Genomic DNA, 15,132 nt, shown 5'->3' with positions numbered 1-15,132 from the left:
AATAGCCCGAAAATCCACTGGCCGTGAATAACCGATGTCGCGCCCCGAAATCAAGCGTCCGGCGGCCGCGGCGAGATTGCGGCAACGAAATCAATCCCTGCGGCAATGTCGCCGCATGTGGCGACGGATTGCTGTCCGCATATGCGTTAATCAAGGCCGCCATAACCGATCGAGCAATTCCGGGGGAATCCGCGTGACCGCAGCAGCCATCGAGCCATCTGTCCAACGAGCCGTCTATTCGCCGGCCCTCATCGCGCTGCACTGGCTGACGGCCGCGACGTTCGTTGCCATCTTCGCCACGGTCGAGGCCCATGGGTACTGGCCCAAGGGCGACCCCACCCGCGTGTTCCTGATGGACATGCACAAGTCGCTGGGCCTCACGATCCTGCTCCTTGTCCTCGTCCGCATGTTCGTGCGCAGCCGCACCATCGCACCGCGTATCACCCCGCCGCTCGCCACTTGGCAGATTGCGAGCGCACACATCGTGCACACCACGCTCTACGCCGCGATGCTGTCGATGCCGCTGCTGGGCTGGCTGATGTCGGATGCCGCGGGCCGTCCGGTACCCTTCTTCGCCTGGGAACTCCCCGCAATCATCGGCGAAAACAAAGATCTCGGCCGCACGCTGAGATCGATACACGAGTTCATCGGCAGCGCGCTCTATTGGGTCATCGGCCTGCACGCGTTCGCGGCATTGGCCAACCACTACGTCCTCAGGAACAACACGCTGCCTCGCATGCTGCCCTTCCTGAGGCAGAGGCACGACATCAGATCTTGAGGGTCCCCTCAGCGACGCGCACGGCATAGCCGCCAATGCGCACGCCCTCGAGCTTGCCGCGCGCGACCGTCATCGTCAGCGAGATCGCGCTCGGCCGGCCCATCTCGAAGCCCTGCTCGATGCCGCGCTTGTGCACGCCATCGGTCAGCCCGTCGAACTCCTGGATCACACAGGCGAAGCTCGCAGCGGCCGAACCCGTCGCCGGATCTTCGGTAACGCCGAGGTCCGGCGCGAACATCCGCGCATGGAACGCCGACTGCCCGCGCACGCACTGGCGCGTGTAGAGATAGACGCCATTGATGCTGCGATCGGTGAATGCGCGGGCCCAATGCTGCGGAGAAATCCGCACCTTCGCCATCGCTTCCAGGTTCGTCACCGGCAGAAAAGCGAACGACGGCGTGCTTTTCACGACCGTGGGCCGGTGATTTTCAAAAGCGATCTCGCTCGGAATGAGCCCCACGGCGGCCGCGATCTGCTCGGGCTCCGTCAGCAGCTCGGGCACGCAGTTGAGCTTGGGCGCATCGAATTCGGCGAACGAGGCTCCGCCCGCACGCATGCGCACACCGACGCGTAAGCTCCCGATCTCTTCTTGCAGCGCGATGATCGCATCGCTCTCGCCGTTGCCCAGGATCGCGCGGAGTTCCGCCAGCAGCACCGCCGTGCCGATCGTCGGATGCCCCGCGAACGGCAGCTCGCGGCTCGGCGTGAAAATGCGGATGCGCGCCGTATGCCCCGGGCTTGTCGCCGCCAGCACGAAGACGGTCTCGGAGAGATTGAATTCCCGCGCCACCGCCTGCATTTCGCTGGCGCTCAGCCGGTCGGCGCCGAGCACCACGGCCAGCGGATTGCCGCCGAACGGCCGTTCCGTGAAAACGTCAAGGACATGATAGTTGAGCGCCATGGTGCGCCATACTCCCCGCTGCTGCGCTCAAGCCAGCTCGCGGCCGTCCGAGCGGCGGCACCATGGGCCAAGCTTCCCGTCCCGCCAAGCGCATTTTTACCACGGTGATTGGCTTAGCGCGCGGCGAAAAGCCCTTCGAGCAGCACGCGCGCGTAAGGCACCATTTGCAAACCCGCAATGTCGCCGAGGCTCGCGACGGGAATGAGCGCCTCCAGCTCCGGCTCTTCAGTCTCCGCGTTGTGCGCATGAAGGAGCGCCTGGATTTCAGCCGTCGAAAGCGAGGCATGGTAGACGACGGCGAAGCACAACTGCGTGCCCGACCGGGCCACGATGAATCCGTCTTCGCGTTTCAACTGCCCGGCGATGTCCTCGCCCAGCTCTTCCGCCACTTCCCGCGCGACGCTGCTTGCAATGTCGATCGCACCACCCGCCTGCACATCGCGCGCATCGATGAAGCCTGACGGCAGGCAGGCAAAGCCATGATTGACGTTGCCGGGCATCTGCCGCGCCAGCAGAACATCTCCGTCTGAAGAGCGGATGACTGCCGAGCCGAAACTGTCGAGTACGCCCGCCGCCGGAAACCCGCGCGTGCGCCAGTAGAGATAGCTTTTGAAGTCCGTCCGCGTCAGCGTCGCGGCAATCGCGCCTCCGGAAGCATGCAAGTGGTCGATCAGATGCACCGCGCCATTGAAATACGCAGGATTGGCTCCGGCAGCGGCCTGCCAGTGCGCATCGATCGCGCTCGCATGATCGCGCGCAAAAGCCCAGGGCTCACCGGAGAGTTTCAGCGTGCAGCTGGCAAAGGCTTTGGTGCCGTCGGCAAACGGCGAGGCGGCATCGTGCGTCGGGCGGGTATTCACGACCTGGGAACCCCCAACGGCAATGCGGGAGAAGGAGAGACACGAATTAGTCTCGTTCGGGAGAAAACGCGTCCCGCCAATTTCGGCTCTCCATCAAATGCTCGAACCGCAAATATGTTCAGGGCTTATCGATGTGAATTCCAATTGCACAAAAAAGCACTAGCCTTGCCTTCAGCCAAGTTTCGTCATGACCCGGCCAAGATTCGACACGCATATTAACAGTCACGACAGCGTCGCTGGGGGGCGACAGTCAAGATCTCCCAGCACCTCTTTGCCGGTCTTCAGTATCCCTGGTTTCAAGGCCAGGTTTCATTGCGGCGAGGTGTGATGATGGATCACCTGCCGCCCGATGGAAACACCATCGGGCTCACGCGACGGCCGCGTCGCGTTAGAGCCCCACTTTATCCGAAGAAGCCGTGCAAGCGGCAGAATCGGAAACGGGCGGCAGAGGTCCCCGCTCCTCTGCCGCCCGCGTTAGTCCCGGTTCAACACTCGCAAGGGTGAAGGGCCGGATTTGACGAAGACCGCTCGCGCTGCCGCACGTAAACCCTCCCCAAAGCGTGGTAGTGCGGGCGGTCGCCTTATGCGGCGAACGCCCCAAAACCAGCCCTCAGGCTTAGTTCTTGCCCTTGTCGACGAGCTTGTTCTTCGAGATCCAGGGCATCATCGCACGCAGCTTCGCGCCGACTTCCTCGATCTGATGGCTGTCGTTCAGGCGGCGCGTCGCCTTGAAGCTCGGCTGGCCGGCCTTGCACTCCAGCATCCAGTCGCGCACGAAGCGGCCCGTCTGAATGTCGGTGAGCACGCGCTTCATCTCAGCCTTCGTCTCCGGCGTGATGATCCGCGGACCCGTCTTGTACTCGCCGTACTCGGCCGTGTTCGAGATCGAGTAGTTCATGTTGGCGATGCCGCCTTCATAGATGAGGTCGACGATCAGCTTCACTTCGTGCAAGCACTCGAAGTACGCCATCTCCGGCGCATAGCCCGCTTCCACCAGCGTCTCGAAGCCGGCGCGGATCATCTCGACGAGACCGCCGCACAGAACGGCCTGTTCGCCGAAGAGGTCCGTTTCGCACTCTTCACGGAACGTCGTCTCGATGACGCCCGAACGGCCGCCGCCGATTGCCGACGCGTAAGACAGGAACAGGTCGTGCGCGTTGCCGCTCTTGTCCTGATGGACGGCGATGAGGCACGGCACGCCGCCGCCCTTCTGATATTCGCCGCGAACCGTGTGGCCCGGGCCCTTCGGCGCGACCATGCCGACGTCGAGGTCTGCACGCGGCTCGATGAGATTGAAGTGCACGTTGAGACCGTGTGCGAAGAGCAGCGCAGCGCCCTTCTTCATGTTCGGCTCGAGGTGCTCTTTGTAGATGTCAGCCTGCAGCTCGTCGGGCGTCAGCATCATGATGACGTCGGCCCACTTTGCAGCCTCGGCCACTTCCATGACCTTGAGACCGGCCTGCTCGGCCTTCTGCGCCGAAGCCGAACCCTTGCGAAGACCGATGGCGATGTCCTTGACGCCCGAGTCCTTCAGGTTGAGCGCATGGGCGTGGCCCTGGCTGCCGTAGCCGACGACCGCGACCTTCTTTGATTTGATGAGATTGATGTCGGCATCACGATCGTAATAGACGCGCATGGGCGGCCTCTCGGGTTCCCCGGTCGAAATCGACGGTCGGGCTGGGTTGAAAGAAACCGGGCTCGGAACCGGGCCCTGAAATCTGGGCGGAACCTACAGAGATCGGTACGAGGATTCAACACGCCGGGCTGCTACCGACTGCCCTAGATCCGTTTTTTCTCCGCACGGCTCTGGGCCGCCCTTGCAACCATTAACTGACCTCTAACTCCGAACACGCATATTCCCGGCTGCCTACGCCCGGTTTTGGACCATAACATGCGAACGCTTTCGCTATCTGGAGTGTTGTTTTTGGCCGCCGCCCTTGCCGGTTGCGGCAACGGCACGACTGCGAAAGCGCCGAAAGCCGAAACGGGCATTTTCATCTCGTCGGGCGATTGCGCGAGTACCGGGAAGCTGTCGATCGACCAATGTGGACAGGTGATCGACGCTGCGGTTGCACTGCATCAGAACCGCGCGCCGTCCTATAAATCGCTGAGTGCCTGCGCGGCTGCCGAGGGCCCGGACCGCTGCGCCAGGGGCGTTGACGGCAAATACCAGCCCAACGTCCAGGCATTCCTCGTAGTCTTCGGCAAGCCGCCGAGCGCAATTCCGCTCTATGCGACGTCCGACGGTTCACTCGCATTCAAAGGGCTCGACAAACAAAAGTTTGGTCTGAACGATGACGGTTCTAATTTTTCGGAATCGGCCGCGACGCTGGCGCACCAGAACGCACGGGTGTCCAAGAAGAGCTGACGCCCGGCGTCAAATTCTCAAATCATTTCGAGGACGATCGGCCACAGCGACGCAACGAGTGCAACGGCCATCGCCACGTTGAAAATGCGGACCTTTCGCTCGTCGGCCAGCAACGGCCGCAGCGAAGTCCCGAAGAACGCCCAGGTCGATGTCGAGATCAGCGACACGGTCGTGAACACGGCTGAAAGCACGGCGATGTTCGACCAGAGGTTCTCTGGCGAGACGTAGTTTGCGGCAACGCTCAACGCCACCATCCAACCCTTCGGGTTGACCCACTGGAAGAGCGCAGCCTCGAAGAAGGTCATCGGCCGGGCCTTGTCTTTGAGCATGGGATCGCTCGTGCCCGCGGTCGCAATCCGCCAAGCGAGCCACAACAGATAGCCAATGCTGGCAATCCGGAGCACCGCAAAGAGCGCCGGAAACGCGGTGAACACACGTCCGACGCCCAGCGCCACCGCCACAATCATGATCGTGAACCCGACCGTCACGCCCATCATGTGCGGCCACGTCCGGCTGAAGCCGAAGTTGACCCCCGACGCCAGCAGCATCGTGTTGTTGGGCCCGGGCGTCATCGACGAGACGAAGGCGAACCCCAGCAGCGACAGAAACAGATGAAGTGACATGTCACCGGCAACACCGCCGGCCGCGATGCCCCTCTTGCCGAACTTCTAGGTGTGATGGACTTGGCCGGTCAGCCGGCGGAGCCCCGCCCGATGGCTGCAATGCCCGTGCGCGAAACTTCGACGAGGCCCAACTCCGACATCAGCTGAATGAACGTCTCGATCTTCGAGGGCTTGCCCGTCACCTCGAACACGAAATGTTCAATCGACGTGTCGACGACCTTGGACCGGAAGATCTCGGCGATCCGCAACGCTTCGATGCGCTTCTCGCCCTTGCCCGCGACCTTCACCAGCGCCAGCTCGCGCTCGATCGCGCCGCCCTCTTCCGTCAGATCGCGCACGCGATGCACCGGAACGAGCCGTTCCAGCTGATGCTTGATCTGCTGCAGCACGGCAGGCGTCCCGCTCGTGATGACGGTAATACGCGACAGCCGCTTCTCGTGCTCGACTTCCGTAACCGTCAGCGAGTCGATGTTGTAGCCGCGTCCCGCGAAGAGGCCGATGACGCGCGCGAGCACGCCCGGCTCGTTATCGACGACGACCGACAGCGTGCGCGATACGATCTCCTGCGATCTGAGAACGCTCGGCGGCGGCATTTGCTTGGTTTGGTCGTACATCGGCGGTCTCTTGAGGTCAGATGAAACGGGAGATCAGTGAGAAGAAACGTGGATCAGCAGAAGCTTTCGACGAGGGTGTGGCCTTCCGAGTAATCGGGAATCCGCCACGCCTCGACGAGCGCCGCCTCCCGCCACGCCTTGAAAGCGGGATGCGCGAGTACCGCATCCATATAGGCTCTCGTCGCCTCGCGCACGGGAATTTGGTACGTGTCGAACCGCGTGACGACCGGCGCATACATCGCATCCGCCGCCGAAAACGCACCGTAAAGAAAGCTCTGCCCGCCCGCAAAGCGATTGCGCGCCTCCGACCAGATGTCTTCGATCCGGTCGATGTTGGCCCGCATCGGTTCGGTTAACGGCGGCGTAGCAAAGCGCGCGCCCAAGTGCATCGGGCATCCCTGCCGGATCGCCTGGAACCCAGCGTGCATCTCATTCGAAATCGACCGGGCATGCGCCCGCGCCTTCGCATCGCGCGGCCAGATCGCAAGCTCGGGAAACTTCTCCGCCAGATATTCGATGACGGCGAGGCTTTCCCAGACCGTGACGTCACCGTCGATTAGCGCCGGGACTTTGCCGGAGGGCGAATACTCCAGCACCATGCCGCGGCTCTCGGGCGTCCTCAGCGGAATGAGGATCTCCTCGAACGGCACGTTGAATGCGGACAGCACCATCCATGGCCTCAGCGACCACGACGAGTAGAGCTTGTTGGCAATGACGAGCTTCAGCATCGTTGGCTAGTTCTTGCTCGCCGCGCCGGCGTCGCCTTCGCTGTCCGGCTCACCCGGCTTCCGGGGCGGAAAGACCGACTTGAGGAAGATCGGCATGCCGTTCACATCGACCAGCTTCTTAAACTTCTCGGCTTCCTTGGTCGAGATCTTGTACTGCCGGAAGGTGGCGACGAACCGCTGGCCCATTGCGCGCGCGATGTCTTCCGGTGCGGGCGTCCCCATCCGCACGCGCTCCGCCTGCGGAATGCGCGCGTAGATCTGCGCCAGCACCTGGCTGTGCATGTAGTCCTGCGCCATGCACGACTCCAAACCCGCCGAGTATTTGCTGGCGAGCGTCTGCGTGCGGTAGCAGGCATCGAGGAACTTCAGCACGCCCTGCGAACCTTGGCGGCGATGCAAGTCCGCAAGGCGCGTCGCCGCGTCCTTGATGTTGGCGGCGCGGCCCCAGTCATCCTTGGCAAACGACGCCTGCGGCAAGGCCACGAGCGCCACCATGAACATGGCAGCTGCTGCGAGGCCGCTGCCTAAGCCTGAGCCCCCGCTTCTCAAACCAGTACCTTCCCTTCATCGCCGATCGCGCGCTCGACTTCTTCGTCGGTAATGTCGCCGAGCAGCATCTCGTTATGAGCCTTGCCCGACGGGATCATCGGGAAGCAGTTTGCAAGCTTCGCGACACGGCAATCCATCATCACCGGGCCATCCGTATTGATCATCTCTTTGATGGCATCGTCGAGATCGGCCGGATGCTCGCAACGCATGCCTTTCCAGCCATAGGCCTCGGCAAGCTTCACGAAATCGGGAAGCGCCTCGGTATAGCTCTCAGACAACCGGTTGCCGTGCAGAAGCTGCTGCCACTGCCGCACCATGCCCATGTACTCGTTGTTCATGATGAAGACCTTCACCGGCAGCCGGTATTGAACCGCCGTTGAGCACTCCTGGATGTTCATCAGGATCGACGCGTCGCCCGCAACGTCGATGACGAGCGACCTTGGATGCGCAAGCTGCACGCCGATAGCGGCAGGCAGACCATATCCCATCGTGCCCAGTCCTCCGGACGTCAGCCAGTGGTTCGGCTCCTCGAACTGGAGGAACTGCGCCGCCCACATCTGATGCTGACCGACCTCGGTCGTGAAGAATGTATCGCGATTCTTCGTCAGCTCCTGCAGACGCTGACACGCGTACTGCGGCATGATGATGTCTTTGGAGTTCTTGTAGGCAAGCGACTTCTTTGCCCGCCAGCCGTCGATCTGCTTCCACCAGGCTTTGATCGCCGGCTTGTCTATTGCCGGCGCCTTGGCCTTCCAGATACGCAGCATGTCTTCCAGAACATAAGCGCAGTCGCCGATGATCGGCACGTCCACGACAATGTTCTTGTTGATCGACGACGGATCGATATCGACGTGGATCTTCTTCGAGTTCGGCGAAAACGCATCGACGCGGCCCGTGATACGGTCGTCGAAACGGGCGCCGATGTTGATCATCACATCGCAATCGTGCATCGCGTGATTGGCTTCATACGTGCCGTGCATGCCGAGCATGCCGAGCCACTGCTTGTCGGACGCGGGATAAGCGCCAAGCCCCATCAGCGTCGACGTGATCGGATAGCCCGTCAGCCGCACGAACTCGCGCAACAGCTGGCTCGCCTTCGGACCCGAGTTGATGACGCCGCCGCCCGTATAGAACACCGGCCGTTTGGCGCTGGCGATGAGATCGATCGCTTCGCGCACGCCCGTTTGGTCGGGTTTCAGCTTCGGCCGGTACGTCTTGTGCTGGATGTTCGACGGCCCGACGTAATTGCCGAGCGCGAACTGCACATCCTTCGGAATATCGACCACGACCGGACCGGGACGGCCCGTGCGCGCAATGTAGAATGCCTCATGCAGAATGCGCGCGAGATCGTTCACGCTTTTGACGAGCGTGTTGTGCTTTGTGCACGGCCGCGTGATGCCGACCGTATCGCATTCCTGGAACGCGTCGTTGCCGATGAGATGTGTCGCCACCTGGCCGGTGATGCACACGAGCGGAATGGAATCCATCAGAGCGTCGGCAAGACCCGTCACGGCGTTCGTCGCACCCGGCCCCGACGTCACGAGACAGACGCCGACCTTGCCAGTCGATCGCGCATAGCCTTCGGCCGAATGCAGCGCGCCGCCTTCCTGGCGAACGAGGATGTGGCGGATCTTCTCCTGCTTGAAGAGCTCGTCGTAGATCGGCAGGACCGCCCCGCCCGGATATCCGAACACGAGCTCGACGCCCTGGTCCGCCAGCGCCTGCAATACGATCTCGGCGCCGGTCATCGTGCGTGCCATGAATAAACTCCTTCGCCCGGGCAAGTGCCGGCGGGTTTTCAAATGTGGGCGGAAAGTAAGGGCGCGAGCCTAATCGGTCAACGCTAACGGTCAATAAATGCGAAAATATCTCGCATAGAACTTTCCGTTTCTTTCGTAGTGACAGGCTTCCACGAAATCATATGTCGCCGGAGCCAAGTTTCCTGCCGTTTGATGTACTGGCGGGTCTCGGCCTTCGTTCCCTCGACGGCGTCCTCGAGGCCCCCCTCGCCCCCTAGAAACCGGAGAAGCGGTCTCACACCGATGGCCCGCATCGCCGGCAGCTCGGGATCGAGTTGCAGCTCCGACAGAGCCCGCACCTCCTCGATTGCGCCCTCCCGCATCATGCGGTCGACGCGCGCATCGGCCCGGGCATGCATCTCCGCGCGCTCACTCGCCACCACAAGCCGGACCGTCTCGCCTTCCGCGATCACCGGCTCACCGCGCAACGATTGCCAGTATGAAAGCGACTGCCCCGTCGATTGGATGACCTCCAGCGCCCGCGTGACCCGCTGCAGGTCGCTCGGGCTGAGCCGCGCCGCCATCACCGGATCGCGCTTCGCTAGCTCGTCATGCAGCGCGGCTGCTCCCAGCCGCTCCCCCTCGGCCCGCCAGTAGGCGCGCACGTCGGGATCGATCTCCGGTATCGGCGACAGGCCTTCGAGCAGCGCCTTGAAATAGAGCCCCGTGCCGCCAACGATGATGGATCGCCGCCCCTCTGCACGCGCCGCCGCGATTGCCACCGCCGCATCGCGCACGAAACGCCCGGCCGAATAAGCCTCAGACGCCGGCACCATCCCATAGAGCGCATGCGGCACGCGCGCCTCTTCCTCGGGCGAAGGCCGCGCCGTCAGAGTGCGCAGCTCGCGATAAACCTGCATGCTGTCAGCATTGATGATCGCCCCGCCCGTCCGCTCGGCAATCGCCATCGCAAGCGCGGACTTGCCGCTCGCCGTCGGCCCGGCGATCAGAACCGGCCGCAGATCTCTTTCAACGCTGCTCATGGAAGAGCCTCCTAGCCCCGCAGCGCCCGGAGACACAAGCCGGACGGTTCTTCGCTCGTGCGGCTAACCCGCCAGCCTATCCGCTTGTTGTGGTTCCCCGCTTTGCCCGAACGCCGGTGTTAGGTTGCACCCCGGCGAGCCTCAACAACTGTCATCCTCGGCTTTATGCCGAGGATCCATCGTTCAGCGAGCACCGCCGATGCTGCTTAATGGATCCTCAGGCCAAGCCCGAGGATGACACCTTCAGCAGGCTCCGTGCGCGCCACTCGCTCAGTAGTTGATCCGCAACCGCGCGCCAGCAACGGCGGCATGGTTCACTTCCGGCGTCGCGCCAGGATCCCAGAAATACTGGAAATCGGGAATGAGGGTCATGCCGGGCTTCAACTCGGCGGAGTAAAGGACCTCCAGCACCGACTCGTGCGTTCCAATCTCCCCCGGATCCGTCGCCGTGAGATCGGACGAAATCTGCCCGAACCCGAACGCGGCGCCAAACGAGTCCTTCTTGCGGCCGGGCACCAGCCCCGCGAAGAGAATGCCCGTGTCGAAGTAGAAGTCCATCGGGCTTCGATCTCCCGGGCTCCCCGAGAAGCGGCCGAAGACGTTGATGCTCTGGTTGTCGCCCTGCTTCCAGACCTGCTGATCGATGATGCCGTAGATCCCGTAGTCGGAGTTGACGGGCCGGCCCGTGGCGAAATTCACGTAAGTGCCGTCGGGAGCATCGAGCTGCGTCCAGCCGCCGAGCTTGACCGTGCCGGCGAGCTTGCCGAGTTCATACTTGTATTGCGCCTCGGCCATGACGAGTTCGCCATCGCCGAAACGAAAATCGACGCCGTGCCGGTTGGCCTTCTGCGGGTCGTCAGAAAAGGGATCTGCCGGACTGCCGTTGAAGACAGCGGCAAGCAGCGTCAGCTTGTCGGTCGGCGCATATTCCACCCGCACGCCCATCGAGGCCAGCGGATATCCCGGCCCCCCTGCGAGCATGTCGGACGCTGTGATGCCCGGCCACCCGAATGTCCCGTTGATGAATACGGCCGCCGTATCGCTGATGAAGAACTCGGTATCGGCGGCAATCGAACCAACCTTCACCTTCAGCTTGTCGTTGAACAGCGACTGCTCGAGCCACAACTCGTCAAGCCGCAGCGCTTCCAGGCCTTCAAGGTTGCTTACCGCGAAAATGCTGCCCGTCTTCGTGGTGGGGCCGATGCCGTGAATATAAAAGGCGTTGGCGTGAATGACCGCTCCCTTCCAGCCGAGCACCTTCTCGAGGTCGATATCGACGACGCCTTCGATGACACCGTCGTAAGTCGAGCCGCGCGACAGCCCGCCCGAGAAAACGTTGAAATATTCGCCCGTGTAGTTGACGCCGTAAGTGATGCCGGCCGCAGCCAGCGAGGCGCGCGCGGCATCATAAGGCAGCTCCCGCGCGATCGAGACTTCGGGAAGCCCCTTGTTCTCGTCCTTCTCTTCGGCTCGAGCCCCCACTGCAGCAGCCAGGAATGCCAGCACCAGCGCTGGCGCCATGCCTGCCGCATAACCCCACTTCATTGCAAAGTCCCCTCTAGAAACCGCCAAGCATGCCAGGAGAAAATCCCAGCAGCCCCTAGCCCGGCGGCGGATCACTAGATCTGCATACAGATGAAATGATACTTGACCTTCGCAGTCAACATCTGAGCAGCGTTCGGTCGAGCATCACGGCATAGCATGCATACTATGTGTCTGATTTGCAATGCAATTGCTTCTTATTCTCATTCTAATCTTCGCGCTGGTCAATCAGCTGCCCGATCCATCCTCACGCCGCGGCCGCGCAGCCGCCGGCATGATGCGCAGCGATTCGCCCTCGAAGGAACCTGCCCGTTTCGGTAGCGCCTTCCCCCATCGCAGCTCCCGCCCCGTCAAGCGCAGCCAGAAGGCCGCAATCTGCGGCCGCGTTTGCGCCCAGAGCTTCGCGACAGCCTGCTTCGTGCGCGCCTTCACAACGCGGCCATAGCGCCAGACCCACGATGCGCGGATCTGCGCGAACAGCGCGTCCTTCCACGGCATCAGCCAGTTGTAGGCGCTCGCGAACCAGCCGATCTGCATCAGCGAGGGCTTCGTCAGAATGAAGAGCCGCGCAATCACCGCGGTGGAGGCAATCTTCGCGCCGATGAACAGGAGCGTCGCCGATAGAAAATGCCCGTTGGCGAGCAGCCAGACCGCGACGAACTTCAAGGGCACGAGCAGCGTCGTCGGCAACGCCAGCGCCGCAAGCGCAGCGTAAGGCGGCAGCCGGGCAATCAGCCGCTCCGCCGCCGCAATGGGCGCGAACTTCGCGAGCCGCGCAATGAGATCGGAAAGCGGCCGCCATCCCCATTCCTCGAAGAGGATGATCAGTGCTGTGACGACCTGAAGCGCCGCGATCAGCGGTCCGCGGATCATCGCCCAGGCCGTCAGCACGATTTCACGCGCCGCCCAGAGCGCAATCACCGAGCCACGCCAGATCGCAGCTAAAACCCGCTTCAACGCCGCCGCCAAATCCTTCACTTCCAAATGCCTCGATCCTTTCGCAAAACCCGAAAATACTGGGCATGAGCCGTAATCTACCACCGGCCCAGTGAGCGGGGATAAGTTTTCTCCCAGGTCCAGCTGCGCGAGCGGGCTCGAGCACTGAATGGCAGATCGAGGCCGGTTCGGGCCGCCCGGCATATCCGGGGCTGGCCTTTTGGCGGAAATTGCCCTCATTCTTGCGCGTGAACTCAGGGCGCGGGCGAAACGCGAGGTCTCGGCCAATGACCTATCTGCTCGAAGAACAACGGCCCGACGTCTTCCGCTCCACCGGGCAGCACGCCTATCTCGGCAACGGCGACGTATTCGTGCCCCGAGCGCTGGCGATCCGCTTCACGACGCGCGCAGAGGCCGAGACGAAGCGCAAGAAACTCCCAAACCCCGCCAACTGGAAAATCGTGGAAGACTAGCCAAGCTGAACCGGCGCGCGCATCACGCCGGCTCTCCGGCCTCTTCCAGCGCGTGCGCCAATTCCTCGCGCGCCTTTTCCGCCTGCCGCTGCCGCGCCCACAGGCTCGCGTAAAGCCCGTTCTTGGCGATGAGTTCGCCGTGCGTGCCCTGCTCCGCCACGCGCCCAGCCTCGAGCACCAGAATGCTGTCGGCATGAATGATCGTCGACAGACGGTGCGCGATGACGACCGTCGTGCGGTCCTTGGAGACACGGTCGAGCGCGTCCTGGATTTCCTTTTCCGTATGGCTGTCGAGCGCGCTCGTCGCCTCGTCGAGAAGCAGGATCGGCGGCGACTTCAAAATCGTCCGTGCGATCGCAACGCGCTGCTTCTCGCCGCCCGAAAGCTTCAGGCCCCGCTCGCCGACCATCGTGTTGTAGCCATCGGGCAGCGCCCGCACGAAGTCGTCGATCTGCGCCAGCTTCGCCGCATGATAGACTTCCTCGTCCGTCGCATCCGCGCGGCCGTACTTGATGTTGTAGAAAATCGTGTCGTTGAAGAGCACCGTATCTTGCGGCACGACGCCGATCGCCTGACGCAACGAATGCTGCGTCACATCGCGAATATCCTGCCCGTCGATCGTGATCTTTCCGCTCGTCACGTCGTAGAAGCGCAACAGCAGCCGCCCGATCGTCGACTTGCCCGCACCCGACGGGCCGACGATCGCCAGCATCTTGCCGGCCGGCACTTCGAACGACACGTCCTTCAGAATGCGCCGCTCTTCGTCGTAGGCAAAGCCCACATGGTCGAAGCGCACCGCCCCGCCAGCGACTTTCAGCTCCTTGGCGCCCGGCCTATCCGCCACTTCCGGATTCTGCTCGAGCACTTCCATCATGCGCTCGATGTCCGTCAGGCCCTGTTTGATCTCGCGGTAGACCATGCCCATGAAATTGAGCGGCATGAAGAGCTGCAGCATGAGCAGGTTGACCATCGCGAAATGGCCGACCGTCCCCTGGCCCGCGACGATGTCGGCTGCCGACATCACGAGACAGATCGTCAGCGCAATCGTGAAGATGACCGCTTGCCCTGAGTTCAATACTGCGAGCGATGTATAGGTCTTGATGCTCGCCTTCTCGTAAGCTGCCATCGAGCGGTCATAGCGCGCAGCCTCCCGGCCTTCCGCGCCGAAATATTTCACCGTCTCGTAATTGAGCAGGCTGTCGATCGCCTTCGTGTTGGCGTCGGTATCGCTCTCGTTCATGGCCCGGCGGATCGAAAGCCGCCAGTTCGTCGCCTTCACCGTGAACCAAAGGTAGGCCGCGATCATCAGCACGATGGTCACGATGTAGCGCCAGTCGAACTCGTACGCGCACACCGCAATGATCATCAGAAATTCGACGATCGTCGGAATGAGCGTCATCAGCGCCATGCGGCTGATGTTTTCAATCCCCGTCCGCCCGCGTTCGAGAACGCGCGTCAGCCCGCCCGTCTTGCGTTCGAGATGGAACCGCAACGACAGCCGGTGCATGTGTTCGAACGTCGAGAGCGCGAGCTTCCGCACCGCATGCATCGCGACGCGCGCGAACATGCCCTCGCGGATCTGCACGAGCAGAGACATCGCGATGCGCGCAAGGCCGTAGAGAAGGGTCGCCGCCACCGGCGCTCCGATGAGCCACGGCAGCGTCTGGTTGCCCGCCACATGTCCGCCCGTTGCCGCCACCAGCGCATCCGTCGCCCACTTGAGCGTGAACGGCACGGTCACCGTCACGCCCTTGGCGATCACGATGATGACGAACGACCAGATGACCGTCCGCTTCAGATCGGGCCGGTCCTGCGGCCACACGTATGGCCAAAGCGCCCTCAGGACGCGGCGGGATTCAGCGGATGGAGTGAAGCGCGCCAGCAGCCCATTGCGGACCGCAGCGCTCCTGGTGACGGGGGCGTTTTGCATGCGGCTTCAAATAAGGTCCCGCGCCCGGAAAGTCCATCGCCCGCCCGG

The 15,132-nt window shown here is 62.6% G+C and carries 15 protein-coding genes; 3 read left to right on the top strand and 12 right to left on the bottom strand.

Features of this window, described 5'->3' with window-relative positions; genetic code table 11:
• Nucleotides 1-193: 193 nt before the first annotated feature.
• Entirely contained in the window at nucleotides 194-778 is a 585-nt protein-coding gene (locus VFG26_RS16645; protein WP_325027156.1) for a cytochrome b, read from the top strand.
• Here the strand turns inward: VFG26_RS16645 and VFG26_RS16640 are convergent.
• The 3 genes from VFG26_RS16640 to ilvC all read right to left on the bottom strand — a co-directional run bounded on the left by VFG26_RS16640 (nucleotide 768) and on the right by ilvC (nucleotide 4,175).
• The gene (locus tag VFG26_RS16640; RefSeq protein ID WP_325027155.1) at nucleotides 768-1,679 is read right to left on the bottom strand and encodes a PhzF family phenazine biosynthesis protein; all 912 of its coding nucleotides are present in this window, start codon (nucleotides 1,677-1,679) and stop codon (nucleotides 768-770) included. The two genes, VFG26_RS16645 and VFG26_RS16640, sit on opposite strands and share 11 nt — an antisense overlap.
• A 113-nt stretch (nucleotides 1,680-1,792) precedes the next feature.
• Nucleotides 1,793-2,539 (bottom strand): NUDIX hydrolase, encoded by a 747-nt coding sequence (locus VFG26_RS16635; RefSeq protein WP_325027154.1) that lies wholly within the window; start codon nucleotides 2,537-2,539, stop codon nucleotides 1,793-1,795.
• Between the two features lie 616 nt (nucleotides 2,540-3,155).
• The gene (ilvC, locus tag VFG26_RS16630; protein WP_325027153.1) at nucleotides 3,156-4,175 is read right to left on the bottom strand and encodes a ketol-acid reductoisomerase; all 1,020 of its coding nucleotides are present in this window, start codon (nucleotides 4,173-4,175) and stop codon (nucleotides 3,156-3,158) included.
• Between the two features lie 288 nt (nucleotides 4,176-4,463).
• On the opposite strand from ilvC, the gene VFG26_RS16625 reads away from it, so the two are divergent.
• A complete protein-coding gene (locus VFG26_RS16625) occupies nucleotides 4,464-4,907 on the top strand; it encodes a DUF1190 domain-containing protein (RefSeq protein ID WP_325027152.1) in 444 nt (147 codons plus the stop codon).
• A 17-nt stretch (nucleotides 4,908-4,924) separates the two neighbouring features.
• Here the strand turns inward: VFG26_RS16625 and VFG26_RS16620 are convergent, their stop codons facing one another.
• The 8 genes from VFG26_RS16620 to VFG26_RS16585 all read right to left on the bottom strand — a co-directional run bounded on the left by VFG26_RS16620 (nucleotide 4,925) and on the right by VFG26_RS16585 (nucleotide 12,723).
• Nucleotides 4,925-5,530 (bottom strand): LysE family translocator, encoded by a 606-nt coding sequence (locus VFG26_RS16620; RefSeq protein WP_325027151.1) that lies wholly within the window; start codon nucleotides 5,528-5,530, stop codon nucleotides 4,925-4,927.
• 68 nt (nucleotides 5,531-5,598) lie between these two features.
• Entirely contained in the window at nucleotides 5,599-6,144 is a 546-nt protein-coding gene (gene ilvN, locus VFG26_RS16615) for an acetolactate synthase small subunit (RefSeq protein ID WP_325027150.1), read from the bottom strand.
• A gap of 53 nt (nucleotides 6,145-6,197) precedes the next feature.
• The gene (locus tag VFG26_RS16610) at nucleotides 6,198-6,872 is read right to left on the bottom strand and encodes a glutathione S-transferase family protein (RefSeq protein ID WP_325027149.1); all 675 of its coding nucleotides are present in this window, start codon (nucleotides 6,870-6,872) and stop codon (nucleotides 6,198-6,200) included.
• 6 nt (nucleotides 6,873-6,878) lie between these two features.
• On the bottom strand, nucleotides 6,879-7,421 hold the full coding sequence (locus tag VFG26_RS16605; RefSeq protein ID WP_325027147.1) for a hypothetical protein: 543 nt from the start codon (nucleotides 7,419-7,421) through the stop codon (nucleotides 6,879-6,881).
• Complete coding sequence (locus VFG26_RS16600) at nucleotides 7,418-9,181, bottom strand: acetolactate synthase 3 large subunit (RefSeq protein WP_325027146.1); 1,764 nt, start codon at nucleotides 9,179-9,181, stop codon at nucleotides 7,418-7,420. The genes VFG26_RS16605 and VFG26_RS16600 overlap by 4 nt, the downstream gene beginning before the upstream one ends.
• Nucleotides 9,182-9,264: 83 nt before the next feature.
• Nucleotides 9,265-10,203 carry a tRNA (adenosine(37)-N6)-dimethylallyltransferase MiaA gene (gene miaA, locus VFG26_RS16595; protein ID WP_325027145.1) on the bottom strand — a complete coding sequence of 313 codons (939 nt, stop codon included), beginning with the start codon at nucleotides 10,201-10,203 and terminating at the stop codon, nucleotides 9,265-9,267.
• A gap of 270 nt (nucleotides 10,204-10,473) precedes the next feature.
• Nucleotides 10,474-11,748 (bottom strand): carbohydrate porin, encoded by a 1,275-nt coding sequence (locus VFG26_RS16590; protein ID WP_325027144.1) that lies wholly within the window; start codon nucleotides 11,746-11,748, stop codon nucleotides 10,474-10,476.
• Between the two features lie 225 nt (nucleotides 11,749-11,973).
• On the bottom strand, nucleotides 11,974-12,723 hold the full coding sequence (locus VFG26_RS16585; protein ID WP_325027143.1) for a hypothetical protein: 750 nt from the start codon (nucleotides 12,721-12,723) through the stop codon (nucleotides 11,974-11,976).
• Between the two features lie 245 nt (nucleotides 12,724-12,968).
• Between VFG26_RS16585 and VFG26_RS16580 the strand changes: the two genes are divergently transcribed.
• On the top strand, nucleotides 12,969-13,154 hold the full coding sequence (locus VFG26_RS16580; RefSeq protein WP_325027142.1) for a hypothetical protein: 186 nt from the start codon (nucleotides 12,969-12,971) through the stop codon (nucleotides 13,152-13,154).
• 22 nt (nucleotides 13,155-13,176) lie between these two features.
• Here the strand turns inward: VFG26_RS16580 and VFG26_RS16575 are convergent, their stop codons facing one another.
• Complete coding sequence (locus tag VFG26_RS16575; protein ID WP_325027141.1) at nucleotides 13,177-15,084, bottom strand: ABC transporter ATP-binding protein/permease; 1,908 nt, start codon at nucleotides 15,082-15,084, stop codon at nucleotides 13,177-13,179.
• Nucleotides 15,085-15,132 lie beyond the last annotated feature (48 nt).

It is taken from the genome of Hyphomicrobium sp., from assembly GCF_035687085.1.
Lineage (GTDB): Bacteria > Pseudomonadota > Alphaproteobacteria > Rhizobiales > Hyphomicrobiaceae > Hyphomicrobium_B.
The sequence above is the reverse complement of the archived record's forward strand: the minus strand, read 5'-3'. Positions and strand labels throughout refer to the sequence as shown.